This window comes from Olleya sp. Ti.3.14 (assembly GCF_038154885.1).
GTDB lineage: Bacteria > Bacteroidota > Bacteroidia > Flavobacteriales > Flavobacteriaceae > Olleya.
The window spans coordinates 184,688-205,658 of the sequence record NZ_JBAKAO010000003.1 but is presented as its reverse complement, the minus strand read 5'-3'; the positions used below and the strand labels follow the sequence as shown (position 1 = coordinate 205,658).

Annotated in this window: 17 protein-coding genes; 7 read left to right on the top strand and 10 right to left on the bottom strand. The window is 31.8% G+C overall.

Annotated elements, in window-relative coordinates:
* Positions 1-54: 54 nt before the first annotated feature.
* Positions 55-1,149, bottom strand: a complete 1,095-nt coding sequence (locus V6251_RS07135) for an ABC transporter permease (protein WP_341587595.1) — start codon at positions 1,147-1,149, stop codon at positions 55-57.
* A 65-nt stretch (positions 1,150-1,214) separates the two neighbouring features.
* Positions 1,215-3,380, bottom strand: coding sequence for a carboxy terminal-processing peptidase (locus V6251_RS07130; protein WP_341587594.1), 2,166 nt, complete (start codon positions 3,378-3,380; stop codon positions 1,215-1,217).
* 154 nt (positions 3,381-3,534) lie between these two features.
* On the opposite strand from V6251_RS07130, the gene surE reads away from it, so the two are divergent.
* The 5 genes from surE to V6251_RS07105 are packed head-to-tail and all read left to right on the top strand — an operon-like array spanning position 3,535 to position 8,372.
* The gene (surE, locus tag V6251_RS07125; RefSeq protein WP_341587593.1) at positions 3,535-4,308 is read left to right on the top strand and encodes a 5'/3'-nucleotidase SurE; all 774 of its coding nucleotides are present in this window, start codon (positions 3,535-3,537) and stop codon (positions 4,306-4,308) included.
* Entirely contained in the window at positions 4,301-4,582 is a 282-nt protein-coding gene (locus tag V6251_RS07120; protein ID WP_028283359.1) for a hypothetical protein, read from the top strand. The genes surE and V6251_RS07120 overlap by 8 nt, the downstream gene beginning before the upstream one ends.
* Before the next feature lies 1 nt (position 4,583).
* Positions 4,584-5,699, top strand: coding sequence for a lipid-A-disaccharide synthase (gene lpxB / locus V6251_RS07115; protein ID WP_341587592.1), 1,116 nt, complete (start codon positions 4,584-4,586; stop codon positions 5,697-5,699).
* Between the two features lie 7 nt (positions 5,700-5,706).
* Entirely contained in the window at positions 5,707-6,321 is a 615-nt protein-coding gene (locus tag V6251_RS07110) for a C40 family peptidase (protein ID WP_341587591.1), read from the top strand.
* A gap of 20 nt (positions 6,322-6,341) precedes the next feature.
* Positions 6,342-8,372: a ComEC/Rec2 family competence protein gene (locus tag V6251_RS07105; protein ID WP_341587590.1), complete on the top strand. Its 2,031-nt coding sequence runs from the start codon at positions 6,342-6,344 to the stop codon at positions 8,370-8,372.
* 5 nt (positions 8,373-8,377) lie between these two features.
* Here V6251_RS07105 and V6251_RS07100 read toward each other — a convergent pair whose 3' ends face one another.
* From V6251_RS07100 to V6251_RS07090, 3 genes are all read right to left on the bottom strand, one after another.
* A complete protein-coding gene (locus tag V6251_RS07100) occupies positions 8,378-8,926 on the bottom strand; it encodes a thioredoxin family protein (RefSeq protein ID WP_339808748.1) in 549 nt (182 codons plus the stop codon).
* A 107-nt stretch (positions 8,927-9,033) separates the two neighbouring features.
* The gene (locus V6251_RS07095; RefSeq protein ID WP_341587589.1) at positions 9,034-10,623 is read right to left on the bottom strand and encodes a peptide MFS transporter; all 1,590 of its coding nucleotides are present in this window, start codon (positions 10,621-10,623) and stop codon (positions 9,034-9,036) included.
* Positions 10,624-10,647: 24 nt separating this feature from the next.
* Positions 10,648-12,831: a S9 family peptidase gene (locus tag V6251_RS07090; protein WP_341587588.1), complete on the bottom strand. Its 2,184-nt coding sequence runs from the start codon at positions 12,829-12,831 to the stop codon at positions 10,648-10,650.
* A 147-nt stretch (positions 12,832-12,978) separates the two neighbouring features.
* Between V6251_RS07090 and V6251_RS07085 the strand changes: the two genes are divergently transcribed.
* A complete protein-coding gene (locus tag V6251_RS07085) occupies positions 12,979-14,277 on the top strand; it encodes a hydroxymethylglutaryl-CoA reductase, degradative (RefSeq protein ID WP_341587587.1) in 1,299 nt (432 codons plus the stop codon).
* Entirely contained in the window at positions 14,277-15,182 is a 906-nt protein-coding gene (locus tag V6251_RS07080) for a GYDIA family GHMP kinase (protein ID WP_341587586.1), read from the top strand. The genes V6251_RS07085 and V6251_RS07080 overlap by 1 nt, the downstream gene beginning before the upstream one ends.
* Before the next feature lie 66 nt (positions 15,183-15,248).
* Here the strand turns inward: V6251_RS07080 and V6251_RS07075 are convergent, their stop codons facing one another.
* From V6251_RS07075 to V6251_RS07055, 5 genes are all read right to left on the bottom strand, one after another.
* The gene (locus tag V6251_RS07075; RefSeq protein ID WP_292947782.1) at positions 15,249-17,390 is read right to left on the bottom strand and encodes a peptidylprolyl isomerase; all 2,142 of its coding nucleotides are present in this window, start codon (positions 17,388-17,390) and stop codon (positions 15,249-15,251) included.
* Positions 17,391-17,523: 133 nt separating this feature from the next.
* Positions 17,524-18,813 carry a hemolysin family protein gene (locus tag V6251_RS07070; RefSeq protein ID WP_341587585.1) on the bottom strand — a complete coding sequence of 430 codons (1,290 nt, stop codon included), beginning with the start codon at positions 18,811-18,813 and terminating at the stop codon, positions 17,524-17,526.
* Positions 18,814-18,999 carry a hypothetical protein gene (locus tag V6251_RS07065; RefSeq protein WP_341587584.1) on the bottom strand — a complete coding sequence of 62 codons (186 nt, stop codon included), beginning with the start codon at positions 18,997-18,999 and terminating at the stop codon, positions 18,814-18,816.
* A 61-nt stretch (positions 19,000-19,060) separates the two neighbouring features.
* Positions 19,061-19,615 carry an LPS export ABC transporter periplasmic protein LptC gene (gene lptC, locus V6251_RS07060; protein WP_341587583.1) on the bottom strand — a complete coding sequence of 185 codons (555 nt, stop codon included), beginning with the start codon at positions 19,613-19,615 and terminating at the stop codon, positions 19,061-19,063.
* Complete coding sequence (locus V6251_RS07055; RefSeq protein ID WP_341587582.1) at positions 19,615-20,952, bottom strand: hypothetical protein; 1,338 nt, start codon at positions 20,950-20,952, stop codon at positions 19,615-19,617. The genes lptC and V6251_RS07055 overlap by 1 nt, the downstream gene beginning before the upstream one ends.
* Between the last annotated feature and the right edge of the window lie 19 nt (positions 20,953-20,971).

The following is a 20,971-nucleotide window of genomic DNA, read 5'->3' as shown; positions in this document are numbered from 1 at the left end:
TATAAAAAAAGACTGTGATGTATTTATTTTAAAGGGAATAGTTAATTTAGAAGCCTAAACTTTAACATCTAACGCATCGCGTAATGCATTACCAATTAGCATAAAAGCCATTACTAAAAGCATGATGCATAAACCTGGTAAAATAGCTAGGTAAGGTTTACCTAAAATAATATAGTTGTAATGATCCTTAATCATTGCTCCCCAACTTGCCATAGGTGGTTGTGCACCAATACCAAGAAAACTAAGTCCAGACTCTATTAATATTGCTGCAGCAAAATTGGCTGCACATATTACAATCACAGGAGCCATAATGTTAGGTAATATATGTTTTGTTATTATCCTAAAATCGTTAAATCCTAAAGCTCTAGCTGCTGTCACATATTGCATTTGTTTTGCACTAATAAGTTGTCCTCTAACGACTCTAGCCACTTCAACCCACATGGTTAAACCTACTGCTATAAATACTTGCCAAAACCCTTTACCTAAAGCTAAGGTAATAGCTATAACCAACAATAACGTTGGTATAGACCAGGTTACATTTATAATCCACATGATTAAAGCGTCTACTTTACCTCCATAATATCCAGCAACACTACCCATAAATATCCCAATAACTAACGATATAAATACTGCTACAAAACCAATAAAAAAAGAAATACGCGCTCCAACCAATAAACGACTTAATAAATCACGTCCATATTTATCGGTTCCTAGATGGAAGGTCACATTTTTAATATATTGAGAGGCTGAGTTTTGAGTAATAAAAGAGGCATCGATTGTTTTTGTAACACCTTCTAATCCATCAGAAGCAAACTCGGTGTACGTTAATTGATTATTATCTATTGAATAACTTGAAATAGGAATTTCGGTATCTGTATTTTTTATTCCGAAGAACACTTTTTGAAAAAGTGATTGCTCATTTTTAATTTGGGAAGGGATGGTCAACATCTTAACACTAAATCCAGGAGGTTTAGAATGTATTGACACATGCATTTGATTGGCATTTTGAGAATTGTCTGGTGCAAATAAATACGCAAACACAGATACTAAACCAACTAATGCCACAAAACACAAACTAAAAACGCCCCAAAAGTTTTTTTTAAACTTTTGAAGCGCTAATTGTGATAAGGAGTATGTTTTTGTTGTCATTTTATAATTATCAATTCCTAGGTTTTGCAATGCTAAATATACAAATCAAAGGAATGACAAAACTACTAATTTTTTATCGTGGCTACTTTTTTAATTTCGTAAGTCATTTTTAGGTCGTTTAACACGTTAAGCGCTTCTTCAACATAAACATCTTTACTTAAATTTTCATGCCATCTGTTACGTTTATCACGTAAGGTTGTGTCTTGCTCAAACATTTTTTGCTCGTATGGTAACGACTCAAATGTTAAATTAGTTTTATAATCTGAAATCGCATCAAACTGCTTAGCTTCTTCTTCATTTAACTTTAATTCTGCTCTATATTTTTCGTAATTAAGCGAGTAGCTATTATCATCCATTTTAGTCTTAGCCCATTTAGCACTATTTTCAATTAACTTTAATTGTTCGTTATTAGCCATACGCTCTTTACTATTAGCAATGGTACGATCGTAGTCAAAATAGCTGTTCCAAACTTCAAAATCTACAGGTGTGATTTTATCCCAAGCTAATGGATTTTCTTGATCACGCTCTCCTATATCAATAAAGCTATAACGATCCGGAACAACAACATCACTTTTTACACCTTCTAACTGCGTTGATCCACCATTAATACGGTAAAACTTTTGACGTGTTAATTTTAAGGCTCCTAAATCTCCGTGAGAACTATTACGAACCATACGGTTTAAGTCTAATACATTTTGTACTGTTCCTTTACCATAAGTTTGCTTACTACCAATAATAATAGCACGTTTGTAATCTTGCATTGCTGCAGCTAAAATCTCTGATGCAGATGCAGACAACTCGTTAACCATAATTACTAATGGTCCATCCCAAACAATAGATTTATCGGTATCTCGTAACACCTCTTTTGGCTCGTCGGTTGATCTAACTTGTACAATTGGTCCATCTTTAATAAATAAACCAGCCATATCTACAACGGTTCTTAAAGATCCTCCACCATTATTACGTAAGTCTAAAACAAGACCTTCAATACCTGCTTCTTTTAAACGCTCAATTTCTAATTTAATATCTGTTGCAGCATTACGATTATTGTAATCTTCAAAATCTACATAAAATTTAGGTAGATTTATTATTCCGTAATTTTTATTATCTTTTTTAACTATTGAAGACTTAGCATAAGTCTCTTCCAGCTCTACTAAATCTCTAGTTACCGCAATATCTTGGATAGTACCATCCACTTTTTTCATGGTTAAAATAACCTTAGTCCCTTTTGGTCCTTTAATTAATTTAATAGCATCATCGATACGCATTCCAACTACGCTTATTGCTTCTTTTTCTTTGTCCTGACGCACTTTCATTATAACATCACCAACTTCTATCTCTCCATCTCTCCAAGCTGGTCCACCAGAGATAAGCTCTACAATTTTGATATAGTCCATTTTTTTCTGCAAACGTGCTCCAATACCTTCCAGTTTACCAGACATTTGTTGATCAAATCTATCTTTATCTGTTGGTGCTAAGTAAGAGGTATGTGGATCAAACTCTTCTACAATCGTGTTAACATACATACCAAACCAGTCCTCACGATCCATATCTTCGATATAGTCTGTAAAATAATTATCTAAAGCTTTAGACGTTTCAGCTCTAGCTTCTGCTTCAATTTCTGTAATAGTTTTTTTAACTACAGGCTCTTTTTCAATAGCTTCAGTACCTTCCTCGTCTTCATTTACTTTAGCTGTATCATTTTGCTCATCCATTAAAGCATCATAACTAGAAAGCGTATTAAATTTTAACTGTTGTCTCCAGCGCTCTTTTAATCCTTTTTTGTTTTTAGCGTATGGTAAGTTTTTATAATCTGTATTATAATCTTCGTCTTGATTAAAATCAAAAGGCTTTGCTAAAATATCTTTATAATAAGACTTAGCTTCTTCTTGACGTTGCACTAAACGCTCATAAACCAAACTAAAAAAGGAAATATCATAAGCTCTTAACTGATCATCAATTTCAGTTTCAAACCTCTTAAAATCGTCAATATCTGACTGCAAGAAGTAACGTTTTAATGGGTCAACCAACTCTAAATAATCCGAATAAATTTCTGCAGAAAAAGCATCATTTAATTCTTTTGGTTCAAAATGCAACTGGTCTAAAGCTAAAGTTATGATTTGTATTAAAAGTTTGTCTTTATCTGGATCGTCATCAACTTTAGTGGTAAAACTACAAGAACCAAATGCTAATAATAGTACTAGCAATATTATATTATATTTCCTTTTCATGTGTTCTGTTTAAATTTTTTCGAGAAATTTCTACTAAAGTAAAGAAAAAACCATGCCAATAAAATCTAAACCACCTAATTTTTTGTTAAACTGAATAAATTGAGTAGATACGGGAGAAATTATGTATTTTAGCTAAGTAATTTAATAGACTACTATGAGTAAAAAACCACTAATTTTAGTGACTAATGATGATGGCATAACTGCACCAGGAATTTTAGCTTTAATTGAAGTTATGGAAACCTTAGGCGACGTCGTTGTAGTAGCACCAGATAGTCCGCAAAGCGGAATGGGTCATGCTATTACATTAAACAATGTACTACACTTAGATAAAGTCTCTAAAAAAGGAGACAAAACTTTAAAATACAGCTGTTCTGGGACACCTGCAGATTGTGTTAAAATTGCAATTAACGAGGTTTTAGACAGACGTCCAGATTTGTGCGTATCTGGTATTAATCATGGCTCCAACAGTTCCATCAATGTGATATATTCTGGAACTATGAGTGCTGCTATTGAAGCTGGAATTGAAGGCATACCTGCAATTGGATTTTCTTTGTTGGATTATAAATGGGATGCAGATTTTGAAGCTTCTAAAAAATACATTAAACAAATAGCTGAAAATGCTTTACAACATGGTATTGCTGATGGTATGATACTAAATGTAAACATGCCTGCTTTAAAAGAGAAAGAATTAAAAGGCATTAAAGTTTGTAGACAAGCAAGAGCTAATTGGAAAGAAAAGTTTGACAAAAGACAAACACCTCAAGGTAGAGATTACTATTGGCTAACTGGTGAATTTGTAAATTACGATAAAGGCACTGATACAGATGAATATGCACTATCTAAAGGTTACATCTCTGTTGTACCTGTACAATACGATTTAACTGCGCACCATTACATGCAAGAACTAAATACGTGGCAATTTGAATAATAAAAAACAGATTATTTTAGGCTTTATCTTAGGTGTAATTTCTACAGGAATTGGTGTACTACTGTACATCGCCTTTTTTTCTAGGTATGGTGTTGAAGAGACTTTAAAAAAAGCTGTTCATTTTAAATTTGTTGACAAAATAGTTAGCTTAGGCGCATTGCTTAACTTAGGTTTGTTTTTTCTGTTTTTAAACAGAAAAAAGGATGATATGGCAAAAGGTGTGCTAATAGCCACACTAATTATTGGATTAATCATTATAATAAATAGATTATAAATTGAAATATTACATTATTTCTGGCGAAGCCTCTGGCGATTTACATGGCTCTAACCTAATGAAAGCGTTGCAAAAACAAGATGCATTAGCTGATTTTAGGTTTTGGGGAGGCGACTTAATGCAGGCTGTTGGTGGTACATTGGTAAAACACTATAAAGCTTTAGCTTTTATGGGATTTTCTGAAGTAATCATGAATTTAAGGACTATTGCCAAAAACTTATCGTTTTGTAAAACAGATATTGCAACCTATAATCCTGACGTGATTATTTTTATTGACTATCCTGGATTTAATCTACGTATTGCAAAATGGGCTAAGACTAAAAATTTTAAAACACATTATTATATTTCTCCTCAAATTTGGGCTTGGAAAGAAGGTCGTATTAAAGCTATCAAACATGATGTAGACCAAATGTATGTGATCCTACCATTTGAAAAAGACTTTTACGAAAACAAACATAATTATCCTGTGCATTTTGTCGGACATCCATTAATTGATGCTATTGCAGACAGAACACAAGTGGACGATAAAACGTTTAGAAAAACACATGGTTTAAGCGAAAAACCAATTATTGCCCTATTACCAGGAAGTAGAAAGCAAGAAATAACAAAAATGTTATCCGTAATGCTTAGTGTTGTAGATGACTACCCAGACTACCAATTTGTAATTGCAGGTGCACCAAGTCAGGATTACGACTTTTATAAAATCTTTATAAAGCAAAGTAATGTTAATTTTATAAGCAACAAAACTTACGATTTACTAAGTCTTGCAACTGCTGCTTTAGTGACCTCTGGAACAGCAACTTTAGAAACCGCTTTGTTTAAAGTGCCTCAGGTAGTTTGCTACAAAGGGAGTTGGGTATCTTACCAAATTGGTAAACGAGTAGTGAACCTAGATTATATTAGCTTAGTAAACTTAATATTGGATAAAGAGGTTGTAACCGAATTAATTCAGGGTGACTTTAACACTAAACGTCTAAAAAAAGAGTTAGATACTATACTAGATAGCTATGAACGCACTAAATATTTTATGAGTTATTATGACTTAGAAAAAAAATTAGGTGGAAAAGGTGCTAGTGAAAACACAGCTAAACTGATATACAATTACATACACGATTAATTATTAAATGAATAAAATTGTCCTACTTTTAATATTAGCAACATTAATGTCTTGCGGAAGCAGTAAAAGCAAGCGCGTTGTCACTACCAAATCTGAATCTGAAGTCATTAGCCAAACCAACAATAAACCTGCTAGACGTGGTCCTGCTAGAAAAACCAGCACAAAATCTACTAGAGACATAGCTACTGATGATCAATCTGAAGATAATCAATCTGTAGAAGCAATAGCTGTTAACAATCCACTAATTGCAAGCATTATTAATAATGCACAAAGTTATGAAGGTGTTAGATACAAATATGGTGGTACTACAAAAAAAGGTATGGATTGCTCTGGATTAATCTATACAGCATTTCAATCTGAAGATATTAGTTTACCAAGATCTTCAAGCGCTATGGCTACTCATGGCGAGTGGATAGATGTTAAAGAAGTTAGAGAAGGTGACTTACTGTTTTTTGCCACAAAACGAAACAGCAGAACCGTTAACCATGTTGGTTTAGTAACGTCATCTAGATTAGGACGTGTAGAATTTATTCATGCAAGTACAAGTAAAGGTGTAATGACATCCCTTTTATCTGAACGCTATTGGTACTTTGCTTTTGTCCAAGCACGACGATTATTGTAAGAAATTGACTATATTGAAGTATGAAATTGCTTCATTTTTCAATTATAAAATTTACAATTTGCTTAATACTTGGTATAGTACTTTCTAAGACACTAAGTATTTCGGTACTTTATAGCTGGTTTATAACTATAAGTCTTACAGCGCTTTCCGTTATTTTATATTTTATTTTCAAAAAGAAAAGTAACCACATTTATCTTTTTGGTACTATTATCTACTTAACTTTTGTTGCATTTGGTCTTTTTATATCTAATAGTAACGAAGATTTAAATAAAACCAATCACTTTAGCAATTATATAAATAAAGATACCACCACTACTACTACAACTTTTAGGATTAGAGAATTATTAAAACCTAATGCTTATAGTCAGCGTTATTATATTGACTTGCTTCAAATAAATAACAATAACGTTATAGGTAAAGCATTACTAAACGTTAAAAAAGACAGTTTACAATCTATATTACCAATAGATGCTATTTACACGACTACTATACCATTAGTAGACGTTAAAAAGCCTTTAAATCCAGATCAATTTAGTTATAAAAATTATTTAGAAAAACAGCAAGTACACTTTCAGCTATATACTGATCACACCAATATACTGCAGCTTCAAAACAAAACACATACCCTATTTGGATATGCAGCTAAATTAAGAAATCACATAAATAGCAAATTAGAAAAGTATCAATATACAAATGACCAACTCTCCATTATTAATGCCTTAATATTAGGGCAAAGACAAAATATAACAAAAGCAGTTTATGACAATTACACTAATGCAGGTGCCATACACATATTGGCAGTTTCTGGGTTACATGTTGGTATAATATTGTTAATACTAAATTTGGTATTCAAACCTGTAGAACGTTTAAAAAACGGGAAGTTTTATAAAACCATAATACTCGTTATTTTATTATGGACCTATGCTTTAATTGCAGGTGGCTCTGCATCTATTATAAGAGCAACAACCATGTTTAGTATTGTTGCTATAGGTATTAACTTAAAACGTCCGACAAACATCTATAACACCTTAGCTGTTTCTGTTTTTATTTTACTATTAATTAAACCTAATTTTTTATTTGATGTAGGTTTTCAGTTAAGTTATGCTGCAGTAATAGCAATCGTTAGTTTTCAGCCTATATTAGAAAAACTTTGGACACCTAAATACAAAATTGTAACGCTGTTATGGCAAACGCTAACAGTAACTGTTTCTGCTCAATTTGGAATTATCCCTATAAGTCTATATTATTTCCATCAATTCCCTAGTTTATTTTGGTTATCCAATCTTATTGTAATTCCGTTTTTAAGTATCATTTTAGGTCTTGGTTTACTAGTAATTACATTAGCACTATTTGGTTTACCTAAAACTTTGTTGTCAGATGCTTTTGGAATGGTTATCAATTGGATGAATTCCTTTTTTGGATGGATTTCTAGTCAGGAAGATTTTTTAATAATTGATATTCCGTTTACCGTTGCTCAAGTCATTGTATCCTACATCTTCATATTTTGCCTTTATGCACTTTACCATAATAAGAATTATAGGTGGTTACAACTAACCTTAATTTCGGTCTTGGTTTTACAATTATCCTATACCATTGTCCAATTTAATAATAAAAGCAATGAATTTATTGTATTTCATAAAAGTAGAAACACACTATTAGGTAAAAAACACAACAATCAATTAGCGACCTTTTCTACATTAAAAACAGCAGAAACAAATTCTATAATTAGAAGCTATGCAGTCAAAAACGCATTACAAACATCAGCTTCAAAACCTGTAACTAACCTATACAAACTGGACAACAAACATGTATTAGTTGTTGATAGTTTGTCCGTATTTAATGTAAAAGGAATAACAATAGATTATGTTGTATTAACACAATCTCCAAAATTAAACCTAGAGCGATTAATTGACAGCTTAAAACCAAAGGTTATAATAGCAGATGGAAATAATTATAGATCGTATGTTAACCGATGGGAAGCCACTTGTTTAAAACAAAAACTCCCGTTTTACTATACAGGTAAAACAGGAGCTTATATTATAAACTATTAAACGGTTTAATCGTTTTTAAAGGTTGCTTTAAAGGCTTTGTAATAGGCATCAAAATCTGCTTGAGTTTTCATGTCTTTATGTTTATTAGACTGAAACATTTTTAAATACAACTCTAAAGCTTGTGGTGTTTGATATCCTGTAATTGGAGATATTAGCTGTGCATCTTCATCAAAAAATAGCAACGTTGGATAAGCTCTAATCCCTAAACCACGTGAAAGCTCGTGACTAGAATTTCTAGTTTTAGCTTTAGCAGGATTGTAACTCGGGTTTTTATATGTTTTTCCTTTAAAGGTAATTTCTTCATTTCCCTCAGCATTAAACTTCACAGCATAATAATACTTATTTACATAAGCAATTAGGTCTTTATTAGTAAAAGTTCTAGCATCCAAAAGTTTACATGGACCACACCAAGCTGTGTAAGCATCCATCATTATTTTTCTAGGTTCTTTTTTTTGAAGCTCAACAGCTTCTTCAAGTGTTACCCAGTTAATTTTGTCTTGTGCAAAACTGCTAACTGTAAACAACAGTGTTAGGGCTAAAAATATGTTTTTCATTAAATCTATTTTATATTTTTTATAGTCGCAAATAGTGTTCCAAATTTACAAAAAAATAAAACGCCTCAAATATGAGGCGTTTATTTTAATAATATATTAAGTGTTAATTATTGTACACCATGCATCATACGCTTAATCTTACCATTTAATAAAAGCATAATTACACCTGCTCCTATTGGAATTAAAGTAAAGATTAAGAAGAATGTAGATAATCCGTGATCTTCCATAATTGGATCCATGTAACTTGCTGTCCAACCTCCAATTACTCCAGCCAAGAAGTTTGCAATAAACCAAATACCAAACATCATACTTACTAGTTTTACAGGAGCTAATTTACTAACATAACTTAATCCCACTGGAGATACACAAAGCTCTCCTAAAGTATGCAATAAGAAAGCAATAATTAACCAAATCATACTAACTGAAGCTGACTTTGCGCCATCTGGAATTCCTGAAGCTCCATATGCTAATGCAGCAAAACCTACTCCTACAAGAATTAACCCTAAAGCAAATTTGATTGGTCCTGATGGGTTGTATTTGCTTTCCCATATTTTAGAAAATACTGGTGCAAATAATATAATGAATAATGAATTTAATACAGAGAACCATGATGCTGCAACTTCAGTAGCTTCAGATGTAAACTCTCTATATAACATCCAAATAACAATCACCCAAATAATTAAAAAACTAAATCCTAAGAAAAAATTTGATAAGGCATACTTTTTAAAAGTTTGCTTAAATAGCATTCCTAAAACCCATGTTAAAACAAATAAAGGGACTAATGTAATAATTGAATTAACAATATTAAAAACCGTTGCAGACTCTCCACTTAAAGCACGATCTGTATAATCTGCTGCAAAAATGGTCATAGATCCACCTGCTTGCTCAAATGCCCACCAAAAGAATACTGTAAACAAAGCAAAAATACCAATTACAGTCAAACGATCTTTTGTAACCTTAGACGACTTAGCATCGTCAATAACATTTTCTACATCATCTCCAATCGCTTCCATTGAATGTTCTAATGTATCGTCAAAGTCGTCACTATTATTTGGAGATAATCCAATGTTACCAAATATTTTTTGTGCAAAGTAAAATTGTAACATTCCAAAAAACATAAATACACCAGCTAATCCAAATCCATAATGCCATCCTATTTTCTCACCTATGTAACCACATAAAAGAATACCTAAAAATGCACCTGCATTAATTCCCATGTAAAAAATGGTGTAACCAGCATCTTTCTCTTTTCCTTGACCTTTATATAATTGACCAACAATTGAAGAAATATTTGGCTTAAATAAACCGTTTCCTAAAATAAGAAAGACTAATCCAATGTAAAAAAACATATCTGTTAATCCCTCTAAAGCCATAGCAGCATGTCCTAAAGTCATTATTAAAGCACCTATAACAACGGACTTTCTAAAACCTAAAAATTTATCAGCTAAATAACCACCAATTATTGGTGTTAAATAAACCAATCCAATATACCATCCATACATTAAGGTTGCATCTTCACGCTCCCAACCCCATCCTCCTTCAAGGATTGACTTTGTTAAAAACAGTACTAGTAAAGCACGCATCCCATAATAGGAGAATCGTTCCCACATTTCAGTAAAAAAGAGTACAAATAATCCAGACGGATGACCTAAAACGGTCTTTTGATTGGTTTCTGAACCTCCAAATTTAAATTCCATAAGTTATAATATTAGTTAGTTTAATTAAAGTTTATCGCCTAAAGTGCGATTGATAAAGTTTGTCATTTTTGTATATAAATGCAATCTTGTATTACCTCCATAAATACCATGATTTTTGTCTGGATATATCATCCATTCAAACTGCTTATTAGCTTGTACTAAAGCCTCAACCATACGCATTGTATTTTGTACGTGTACGTTATCGTCTCCTGTACCATGTATCAATAAAAAGTCTCCTTCTAATTTATCTACATGATTTATTGGTGAGTTATTATCGTAACCACTAGCGTTTTCTTGTGGTGTAGTCATATAACGCTCTGTATAAATAGAGTCGTAAAACCTCCAACTTGTTACAGGTGCGACTGCTATTGCCATTTTAAACACATCGTTTCCTTTAAATAACGCATTACTTGACATAAATCCACCATAGGACCATCCCCAAATTCCCATTCTGCTAGAATCAATGTATGGTCGTGCTCCTAATAATTTTGCTGCTTCAATTTGATCTTCAACTTCAAATTTACCTAATTCATTTTGAGTTACTTTTTTAAAATCTGCACCTTTTAAACCTGTTCCTCTTCCATCAACGCAAGCTATAATATAACCTTGTTGCGCCAACATTTGATACCAATAGTCATTTGCGCTATGCCATTTATTAGCCACTTGTTGAGATCCTGGACCTGAATATTGAAACATAAATAATGGATATTGTTTGCTAGCATCAAAATTGGCTGGCTTAACCATCCACATGTTTAAGTCATTTCCGTTTACAGAAATAGTAGAAAACTCTTTATCAGATATTGTATAAGCCTTTAAAGTTTCCTTTAAATCATTATTATCTTTTATGGTTTTTAAAACTTTTCCTGTACTAGCATCATTTAAAGTGTATAAATATGGTGTTGTTGCACTTGAAAAAGTATTGATAAAGTATGTGAAGTTAGCACTAAAGTCTGCATTGTTTGTTCCTTCGTTTTGTGTTAATCTTCTTTTTTGAGTTCCGTTTAATTTAATAGAATAAACGTCTCTGTTAATACTACCGTTTTCTACTGACTGATAAAAAATACGATCTGAAGTACTATCATAACCATAATACTCTGTCACTTCCCAATTACCTTTAGTAATTTGGTTAATTAACTTTCCTTTTTTGCTATAATGATACACATGGTTGTAACCATCTTTTTCGCTAGTCCAAATAAAAGTCTTATCCTTTAAAAACGTTAGATTGTCTGTAATATCTATATAAGCTTTATCCTTTTCTTCAACAACCAAATACGCTTCGTTTTGACTAGCATCTATCATCCATAAATCTAATTCGTTTTGATGACGATTCATATAAATAGCACTTAACATATTAGCGTCATGAGACCATTTAATTCTAGGTATATAAAAGTCGTTGTAAGTTTTATTCACTTTTACTTCTTCTAATTTATTTTTATCTAAATCATAAAGATGTAAGGACACTACAGCATTACGTTCTCCTGCTTTTGGATATTTAAAAACGGTTTGTGTTTGATATAAATCCTTACCGTAAACGTCCATAGAAAACTCAGGTACATCACTTTCGTCAAATCTTATAAATGCTATTTTGTTACTATCTGCATTCCAATCAAATGCTCTAACAAAACCAAATTCTTCCTCATAAACCCAATCCGTAATACCATTAATAATTTTATTTTTTTCGCCATCAAAAGTTAATTGTGTAACGTCATTAGTTTTTAAGTTTTTAACGTATAAATTATTTTGATAACCGTAAGCTACTTTTTTACCGTCTGGAGAAAAAGTTGGTTCTTGTATTTTATGGTTTGCGACACTATGGATAGACTTTTCTGATACATCATACACCACATATTTACCTAATGAAGAACGTCTAAAAATAGATTCTTCTTCAAAAGCTAAAAGTATTTTGTTTTCATCTTTGCTAAATGTATAATCAGAAAAATATTTTAAATCTAAATCCTTAGAGCTAACTAAGGTCTTAACCTTTTCTAGCGTCTTGTAATCGTAGATATCAATTGTGGTTGCTCCACTTGCGCGATCAAAGTTTAAAACCGAATATTGTTGACCGTTGTTCATGGAGTGTAAGGCGTCTAAACCTTCTGTTCTAAAGGTACCACTCCATATTTCATCAAGTATAAATTCCTTATTTTGAGCAGTTAAAAATGTAGTTGCTAAAAAGCAGAATAGAGAAAGGATTCTTAAAATCTTCATTTAATATTAATTATTTAATAATAGGATGTCAAGTTTACTAAAAAATACCCAAAAAACCGCCAACATTAACAGATAAATCAGCAATATTACACGTACTACTATAATTTGAAAGTGTATATAGTATCTTTGCATTTCAAAAATAATAACATGAGCACACTCGTTTCTGGATTTTCTAAATTATCAAAAGCTGAAAAGATTAATTGGCTAATTAAAAATCACCTGTCAGCCTATAAAGATGCTGAGACCATCCTAAAGCAATATTGGAATAGCGATCAAAAGCTACAACAGTTGCATGACGAGTTTATAGAAAACACAATAACTAATTATTTTTTACCCTTTGGAATTGCACCAAATTTTGTTATTAATGACAAGATTTACACCATACCAATGACAATTGAAGAAAGCTCTGTAGTTGCTGCTGCTAGTAAATCTGCAAAATTTTGGCAAACTAGAGGTGGATTTAAAGCATCCGTTTTATCTACTACTAAAATTGGTCAAGTCCACTTTACATATTCCGGAAGTTATAGTGATTTAAAAAACTATTTTGACACTATAAAACAGCAACTTATAACTGACACCAAATCCATTACTAAAAATATGGAAAAACGTGGTGGTGGTATTTTAGATATTGAATTAAGAGATAAAACCAGCGATTTAGATAATTACTATCAGCTGCATGCTACTTTTGAAACCTTAGATGCAATGGGAGCAAATTTTATAAACTCTTGTTTAGAACAATTTGCTAAAACATTTAAAAATGAAGCTGAGCATCACTTACAACAGCCTATAAATATTGTCATGAGTATTTTATCTAATTACGTACCTGAGTGCTTAGTTAGAGCTGAAGTAAGCTGTAAAGTTGAAGCTTTAGCCGAAAAAGATATTAATCCACATACATTTGCTGAGAAATTTGTTCAAGCTGTAAACATAGCTGAAATTGAACCTTACAGAGCTGTCACACACAATAAAGGTATCATGAATGGGATTGACGCTGTGGTGTTAGCTACAGGAAATGATTTTAGAGCTGTAGAAGCTGGTGTACATGCCTATGCTGCAAAAGATGGAAAATATAGCAGCTTAACGCATGCTAAAATTGAAGATGGCATCTTTACTTTTTGGATGGAAATACCCTTAGCTTTAGGCACTGTTGGTGGCTTAACAAGCTTACATCCTTTAGTAAAATTGGCATTACAAATCTTAGACCAACCTAATGCAAAGCAATTAATGCAAATTGTCGCTGTTGCTGGATTAGCACAAAATTTTGCTGCTTTAAGAAGTTTAACCACAACTGGTATACAAGAAGGACACATGAAGATGCATTTAATGAATATATTAAATCAATTTGAAGCAACACCTTCTGAAAAAGAACAGGTTGTAAATCACTTTAAAACTAACGTAGTTACACATAGTGCTGTTGTAGAAGCTATTGAAAAACTAAGACAATAATGCAAACCTTTTATAGTCACGGAAAATTATTACTTACTGCAGAGTATGTTGTACTTGATGGCGCTAAAGCGTTAGCAGTACCTACTAAGTTTGGACAGCAATTAACAGTAGAGCCAATAAAACAACCACAAATTATATGGACCAGCTTAGACCATAACAACGCTATATGGTTTGAGGATCTATTTAGTTTAAAGGAAATTAACAATGGATACTTATCTCGTAATCCTATCTCTGATAGGCTAATTCAAATCCTAAAGGCTATAAAGAAGTTAAACCCTGAATTTTTGACTTGTAAAACAGGTTTTAAAATAACTACAATGCTTGAGTTTCCTAAAAATTGGGGATTGGGCACATCGTCTACTTTAATAAATAATTTAGCACAATGGGCTAACGTAGATCCATACCAATTATTAAACTTAACTTTTGGAGGTAGTGGTTATGATATTGCTTGTGCAAAAAATAGTAAAGCTATAGTTTATCAATTAACAAACAACCTACCTGTAATAAATACATTAGACTTTAAACCTGACTATTTTGAAAACCTATATTTTATTCATTTAAATAAAAAGCAAAATAGTCGTGACGGTATTGCACATTATAAAGCTAACAAACACGACTTAGCAAATACAATAAAAGCTATTAATGCAATAACAGGTAATGTTATTAAAAGCGAAACACTAGAAGACTTAAAAAGTTTAATAGAACAGCACGAAACCATTATAAGTACTATAACAAATCAAACTAAAGTTAAGGATACCCTTTTTAGCGATTTTGATGGTAGTATTAAAAGTTTAGGTGCTTGGGGAGGCGATTTTATTTTAGTCGCAAGTACAACTAATCCAACTGACTATTTTAAAGCTAAAGGTTTTAATACTATATTAAAATATAAAGACATGGTCTTATAAAAATAGGGCATAAAAAAAGCCTCTTAATAATTTAAGAGGCTTTTTTTATATGTAAACTATAGTTGTTTATTGTACTGTTTTAGCTCTAAAATCTTCAATCTCTGCTGACTCTTTTAAAGCACTGTATAATCTAGTTTGTACTGCACTTAACTTTTGTGCACTTACTTGATTAGCAAATGGTAAATAGTTTTCTAATTCTACAGCTGGTGTCTTTTTAGTAACCTGTACCATAAACACACCTGTGTTTCCTTTTATTAATTTAGAAGCTACACCTTCTTTTAATCCAAAAGCTGTTCCTACAACCATTGGCTCTTTTCCTGCTCCTGCAATTGTTGGGTTTTTCATGTTTATTGCTGAAGATGATTTAACCGTTTGGCTTTCTGCTGCAGCAAAATCTGCTAATGTTGAAGCGTTAACTCTGTCCATTATCATTTTAGCTTTTTTCTCTTTTCTAATTGCTGGTAATGCAGTAACTGAAGCATCTTCAACACTCATTAATCCTTTCTCTTGCTTACCAGTTAATTGTGCAATTACAATTCCTCCTGGTACGTTATCAAAACGCTTATAGTCTCCAACTGCAGTTGCATCTTCAAAAGCCCAACGTACAATTTGACGTTGATTTCCTAATCCAGGAATACTTTCGTCTAACTCGTTAGCTGTCATTGGACGTACTTCGTAGTTTGCATTTTTAGCTACTTCTGCAAAGTTTCCTTTAGCAATTGCTAATTCAAAATTAGATGCATCAGCAAATATTTTGTCTTCTGTTTTGGAAGAAGGCTCTATTTTTCTAGCAATTGTTGCTAATTTAGCAGCAGTTTCAACATTTTTCTTATCGTCTACTCTAATAATATGGTAACCAAACTTTGTTAAAACAACGTCTATACTTCCAGTTTCATTAAAAAATAAGAAGTTAGCAAAATCAGGATCAAAACTTGCAGGATTGTAAGTTGTTAATCTTGTCCAACCAATACTTCCGTCTTTACCTTTAGTTCCGTCAGAGTTAATTTCATTTGCTACTTCTGCAAATTTAGTTTTATCATTTTTTACTAAAGGAAAGATACTATCGATCATTGCTTTAGCTTCTTCTTTAGTTCTAGTAACATCAGCTGCTGCTCTTGTTGTTCCAACAAAAGGAATTACAATATGGCTAGACTCGATTGAATCTGCTAATTTTTTATAATCTAAAACTTTAGTTACTTTATAATAGTTACCGTCTTTATATGGACCGTAAGTTTTTCCAGCTTCTAAATTAAAGATTGTGTCTGCAATTGTTGCTGGTAAGCTAGATTTGTATTGGTATTTGTCTACAAACTTTAAATCATCAGAGTTACTGTTTACAAAACCTTCTACATCTTTAGTATTAACAAAACCTAATTTGTTATCTGTAGCTTTAGTCGCTTCGTTATAAACTTCTTTATCTTTAAGTAAACCGTTTAGTTCATTTTTAATTTCGTTTTCATCTTCTAAAGAGGCAACTTCTTTAAAAAACACATATTGAAAATTTCTATTAGCTTCAGTTTGATAAGCTTTTTGATTTTTGTTTATGTAGTTTTTAATATCTGATTGCGATACGTTAACTTCTGTATCTGGAATAGATGTGTAAGGTACTTGTACATAATTGATATCAACTTTTTCTCCTTCTAACTTATGCTCTAACTGCCCTTCTGCTAATGTTGCAGTAGTACCAGCTTTAACCATGTTAAAGTAGTTAGATTGTAAAGCATTTGTAGCTAAAGATTGCTCTGTTGATAACCAATTTTGGTAAGCTTCAGCTGAAGAGCTTTTTAAATTATCTATAAACAACTTTAATTTAGAATCATCAAAAACACCATCTTCATTTAAAAATGTTGGGTCTGTTCCGTAAGACGTTTTGATTAAGTCACGCATTTGCTCAGACTCAACAGTCATTCCTAATTTTTCAATTTGACCGTTCATTACCGCTTCTCTCACTTTAGTCTCAAACACACTATTCATGACTTGACTAGTTGTTGCATTTGGGCCCATTTGTCTTTGTTGAAACTCTACAAGGTTAGAAAACTCTTCTCTTGAAATGTCTTGACCATTGATTGTTGCTACAACATCTGGAGATTTAGAAAACAATGCATCTTTATTATCAAATAAACTTGATAAAATAAAAGCGAATAACGCTAATGCAATAACTAAGATTAATACAACCGTTTTTTGTCTAATTTTATTTAAAATTGCCATTTTTTGTGATAAATTTTGTGAAATATAGTGGGCGAAAATACCATTTTCTATTCAATAATAAAAGCACTTTATTATAATAAATATATTAATTAAAAATACTGTTAGTAAAATAGTTAGTATTTATCTTAAAATATTAGTCTTCTTCTTTAATTTGAAGTTCTACCAAGTCTATTTTGGTGTTTGAAACTTCTAAGATTTTAAAGTTGAATTTTTCTGTCGAAACAATTTCATTTTGCTGCGGAATTTCCTCGGTATGATCTACAATTAGACCTCCTAAGGTTTCGTAGTTTTCTCCTACTGGTAAATTTAACTTGTACGTTTCGTTTAGATAATCAACTTCTATCCTTGCTGAAAAAACATAGGTTGTTGCATCCTTTTGTTCTTCAATTAAATCAATAGTATCATGCTCATCTTCTATTTCTCCAAACAACTCTTCAACAATATCCTCCACTGTCATTATCCCAGAAGTCCCACCATACTCGTCCACTACTACAGCTATACTTTTACGTTTTTTAATTAAAACGTTAAGTATATCTTTAACTAACATAGTTTCAGGAACTAACTCTATTGGCATAATCATAGAGCCAATATTTTTTGGTTTTTTAAATAAGTCAAAAGAATGTACATAGCCTAAAACATCGTCTATAGTTTCTTTATATATCAATATTTTAGAACATCCTGTCTCAGTAAACAATGCGCTAAGGTCTTGGATTGTATCTTGAAGCTCTAAGGCTATAATCTCTGTACGAGGCACCATAACCTCTCTTGCTTTAACTTCTGAAAACTCTAAAGCATTTTGAAAAATTTGAATTTCGGAATCTATATCTTCATGTTCTTCGATGCTTTCCATCTGCTCACTAATATAGTGACCTAACTCAACTTTTGTAAAGGCTAATTGTACTTGGTCGCCTTCTGTTTTAAAGAATTTTTTTAAAACCACATCACTGATCCAAATAACAAAGTCGGACACCCAACTAAACATCACATAAAAAATATAAGCTGGAAAGGCTAATACTTTTAATAGCGTATTAGAATATATCTGAAAAAATACTTTTGGTAAAAACTCGGCAGTAAATAAAATTAATAAAGTGGATAATATGGTTTGAGATAATAAACTTAAATCTACTAACATGTAAGAGGCAAATGCATTGTCTGTTGGCAACATACTTTGAAACCAACCCATAAGCAAATCACCCATAAAAAAACCATAAATAACCAATGCTATGTTGTTACCTATAAGCATTGTTGCAATAAATTTTGATGGTTTAGCTGTTATTTTAGATAAAATTTTAGCTAAAAAACCATCTTGCTTTTTTTCTATTTCAATATGGATTTTATTGGACGATACATATGCGATCTCCATTCCTGAAAAAAAAGCTGATAATAATAAGCACGCAACAATTATAAGTATAGAGCTAAGCATCTACTTACGATCTTGATTTTCGAACTTTTTATTAAATCTTTTTTTGAAAAAGAACATAAACACTGCTGTTATACCTAATAAAAGAGACATATATGCTCTGGTTTCTCCCCAACTTGCAATTGCATCGTAAAGAAAAAGTACTGCAAATACTAAATAAGCGTATTGAAAAAATTTAAAAGTTTTCATTTAAATATAAATTGATAAGTAAAGATACTAAAAAAGTATTCTTTTTATTAGAAAGGAAATATTATTCTTGAACAGCAAATTGACCTGTAACACCCAAAACTTCAGCTTTTTTAAAGTCTCTGTCCGAATCAAATCCCATTCCGCTAGTTACATACCCTTTGGCTCTGTATGTTGCTGGCAGATTAGTAAATAACCATTGCTTACTTTGATCGTAATATAGTTGCTCTGCAAACAAGGTGTCATTTGTTGAAGTAGCTGCAATAACATGACCTCTTAAATCAATAAGATTGGTGTTGTCATAAAGTATTGCGTAATCTGATATAATGGTAGTCTTAGCTCGGTTTTTATCATACAAATGCAAAACAACACCTTCCGGAAACTCAGAGTAAGCAAAAGCCCTATTGCTAAAATCATACATTTTAGGACTAACCAAATTTGCAGCTAGACGACCTGAGTCTGTATATTTAACATTAATACTGTCTGAGACACCTACTGGATCATTAGCAGACATACCCATTTTTTTTACATCGTCTAAATTGTTTTTACATGCAAAAAACAAAGTCATAGCTAATGCTATGACTGAGTTTTTTATTATATGTAATTTAATGTTTAGCATTATAGGTTTGGTACTGTTACACTTCTACCTATCCAACATCCAATTTTAATACTTTGACCAGCATTACCTTCAGCAAATATTTCTGATTTGGTAGGTGCTTTAGCGTTATAGCTTTCTACATATTTAGATCCTGCTCCTCCAGCTTTAGCAGCTTCGTTAGCAGCTAACCAGAACACAGCTCTTTTGTTAAAGTTTGTATCACCACAACTGTTTGCACTACTTGCATACATTGATGCTATCTGTAAGTGAGGATTTTTGTTAGATGGGTTAAGGTTTAAAGACTCTTGGTAATATTGTCTTGCCTTACCATAACTTCCACTCTTTTTAAAGTCAGAAGCAGCTTTGTAATATAATTTAGCCTTTTTAAATGGATCTGTTTCTAGGTCCATAGTTTGGTCTAAATACTTTTGCTCTCCTGTAATAACATATAAGTAGTAAGATGTACTAGCATCTGGTTGTATTGTATTTTTTTGCTTTACAATGGTTACAAACATTGGATCTTCTTTACATCCTTTTTCATATAACTTGTTCATTGCACGTTGTAACCAAACTGCATTAGTTTTGTTTGCTTCATAATTTTTTTGGTATAACGGAATTAAGTTTTCACAGTTAGCTATATCTCCTAATTCTTTATCAACACCAAGTTGTACATTATCAAAAGCATCAACCATTGCGCTATAATATGTTTTCCATTGACCATCCTTTTTAGTTAAAGCCACACCAGAGTCTTCCTTATTGATTAACTCATTAAGTTTTTTTGCGTTAAATGCAGTTTCTTCTTCAATTTTTTCGGCAACATCATCATACTTATCAAATAAGTCTTGTGCAGTTTTGTTTCCAGAATCATATAAGCTAACCATTAACTTAAAGTAAACATATAAACTCTTAGCACTTTTAAAGCTATCCTTATCTGCTTTATAAGCAGCATCAAAACAATCAAAAACATCTTGATCTGTTAAACCTAAAGCTTCTTTGTTATCATACTTAAGTTGACATTGCTCTGATTGGTACTCTCCAACAGGAGAAATACTTGCAAAGTTTGCCATTCTTTCATCAAACATTAAAATTAAATCATTTACATAACCTAATTTTTCTGCTCCAGTAGATTTTTTTATGTAGTGACTTAGTATTTTTTCTCCATACACGTAAATCGCTTTGTTATATTTTGGACAGTCTTTTCTTAACTCCATAAAATATGGGTAAGCAGCTTCATAATTTTTAGCTTTTGAAGCTTCAGTCATTAAGGACAATTTAGTCATACATTCTTGCTCATCTTGAGCAAATCCGACTGACAGACCCAAAAACAGGGCTATTAATAAAGTGATTTTAGTTTTCATAATCTTTAATTTTATGCTG

Bases quoted from the DNA above. Each gene is read 5' to 3' on its own strand.
- V6251_RS07055 (WP_341587582.1), bottom strand. From the start codon at position 20,952: ATGAAAACTAAAATCACTTTATTAATAGCCCTGTTTTTGGGTCTGTCA.
- V6251_RS07105 (WP_341587590.1), top strand. From the start codon at position 6,342: ATGAAATTGCTTCATTTTTCAATTATAAAATTTACAATTTGCTTAATA.
- V6251_RS07085 (WP_341587587.1), top strand. From the start codon at position 12,979: ATGAGCACACTCGTTTCTGGATTTTCTAAATTATCAAAAGCTGAAAAG.
- surE (WP_341587593.1), top strand. From the start codon at position 3,535: ATGAGTAAAAAACCACTAATTTTAGTGACTAATGATGATGGCATAACT.
- V6251_RS07135 (WP_341587595.1), bottom strand. From the start codon at position 1,149: ATGACAACAAAAACATACTCCTTATCACAATTAGCGCTTCAAAAGTTT.
- V6251_RS07080 (WP_341587586.1), top strand. From the start codon at position 14,277: ATGCAAACCTTTTATAGTCACGGAAAATTATTACTTACTGCAGAGTAT.
- V6251_RS07075 (WP_292947782.1), bottom strand. From the start codon at position 17,390: ATGGCAATTTTAAATAAAATTAGACAAAAAACGGTTGTATTAATCTTA.
- lptC (WP_341587583.1), bottom strand. From the start codon at position 19,615: ATGCTAAACATTAAATTACATATAATAAAAAACTCAGTCATAGCATTA.
- V6251_RS07110 (WP_341587591.1), top strand. From the start codon at position 5,707: ATGAATAAAATTGTCCTACTTTTAATATTAGCAACATTAATGTCTTGC.
- V6251_RS07130 (WP_341587594.1), bottom strand. From the start codon at position 3,380: ATGAAAAGGAAATATAATATAATATTGCTAGTACTATTATTAGCATTT.
- V6251_RS07070 (WP_341587585.1), bottom strand. From the start codon at position 18,813: ATGCTTAGCTCTATACTTATAATTGTTGCGTGCTTATTATTATCAGCT.
- V6251_RS07100 (WP_339808748.1), bottom strand. From the start codon at position 8,926: ATGAAAAACATATTTTTAGCCCTAACACTGTTGTTTACAGTTAGCAGT.
- V6251_RS07065 (WP_341587584.1), bottom strand. From the start codon at position 18,999: ATGAAAACTTTTAAATTTTTTCAATACGCTTATTTAGTATTTGCAGTA.
- V6251_RS07090 (WP_341587588.1), bottom strand. From the start codon at position 12,831: ATGAAGATTTTAAGAATCCTTTCTCTATTCTGCTTTTTAGCAACTACA.
- V6251_RS07095 (WP_341587589.1), bottom strand. From the start codon at position 10,623: ATGGAATTTAAATTTGGAGGTTCAGAAACCAATCAAAAGACCGTTTTA.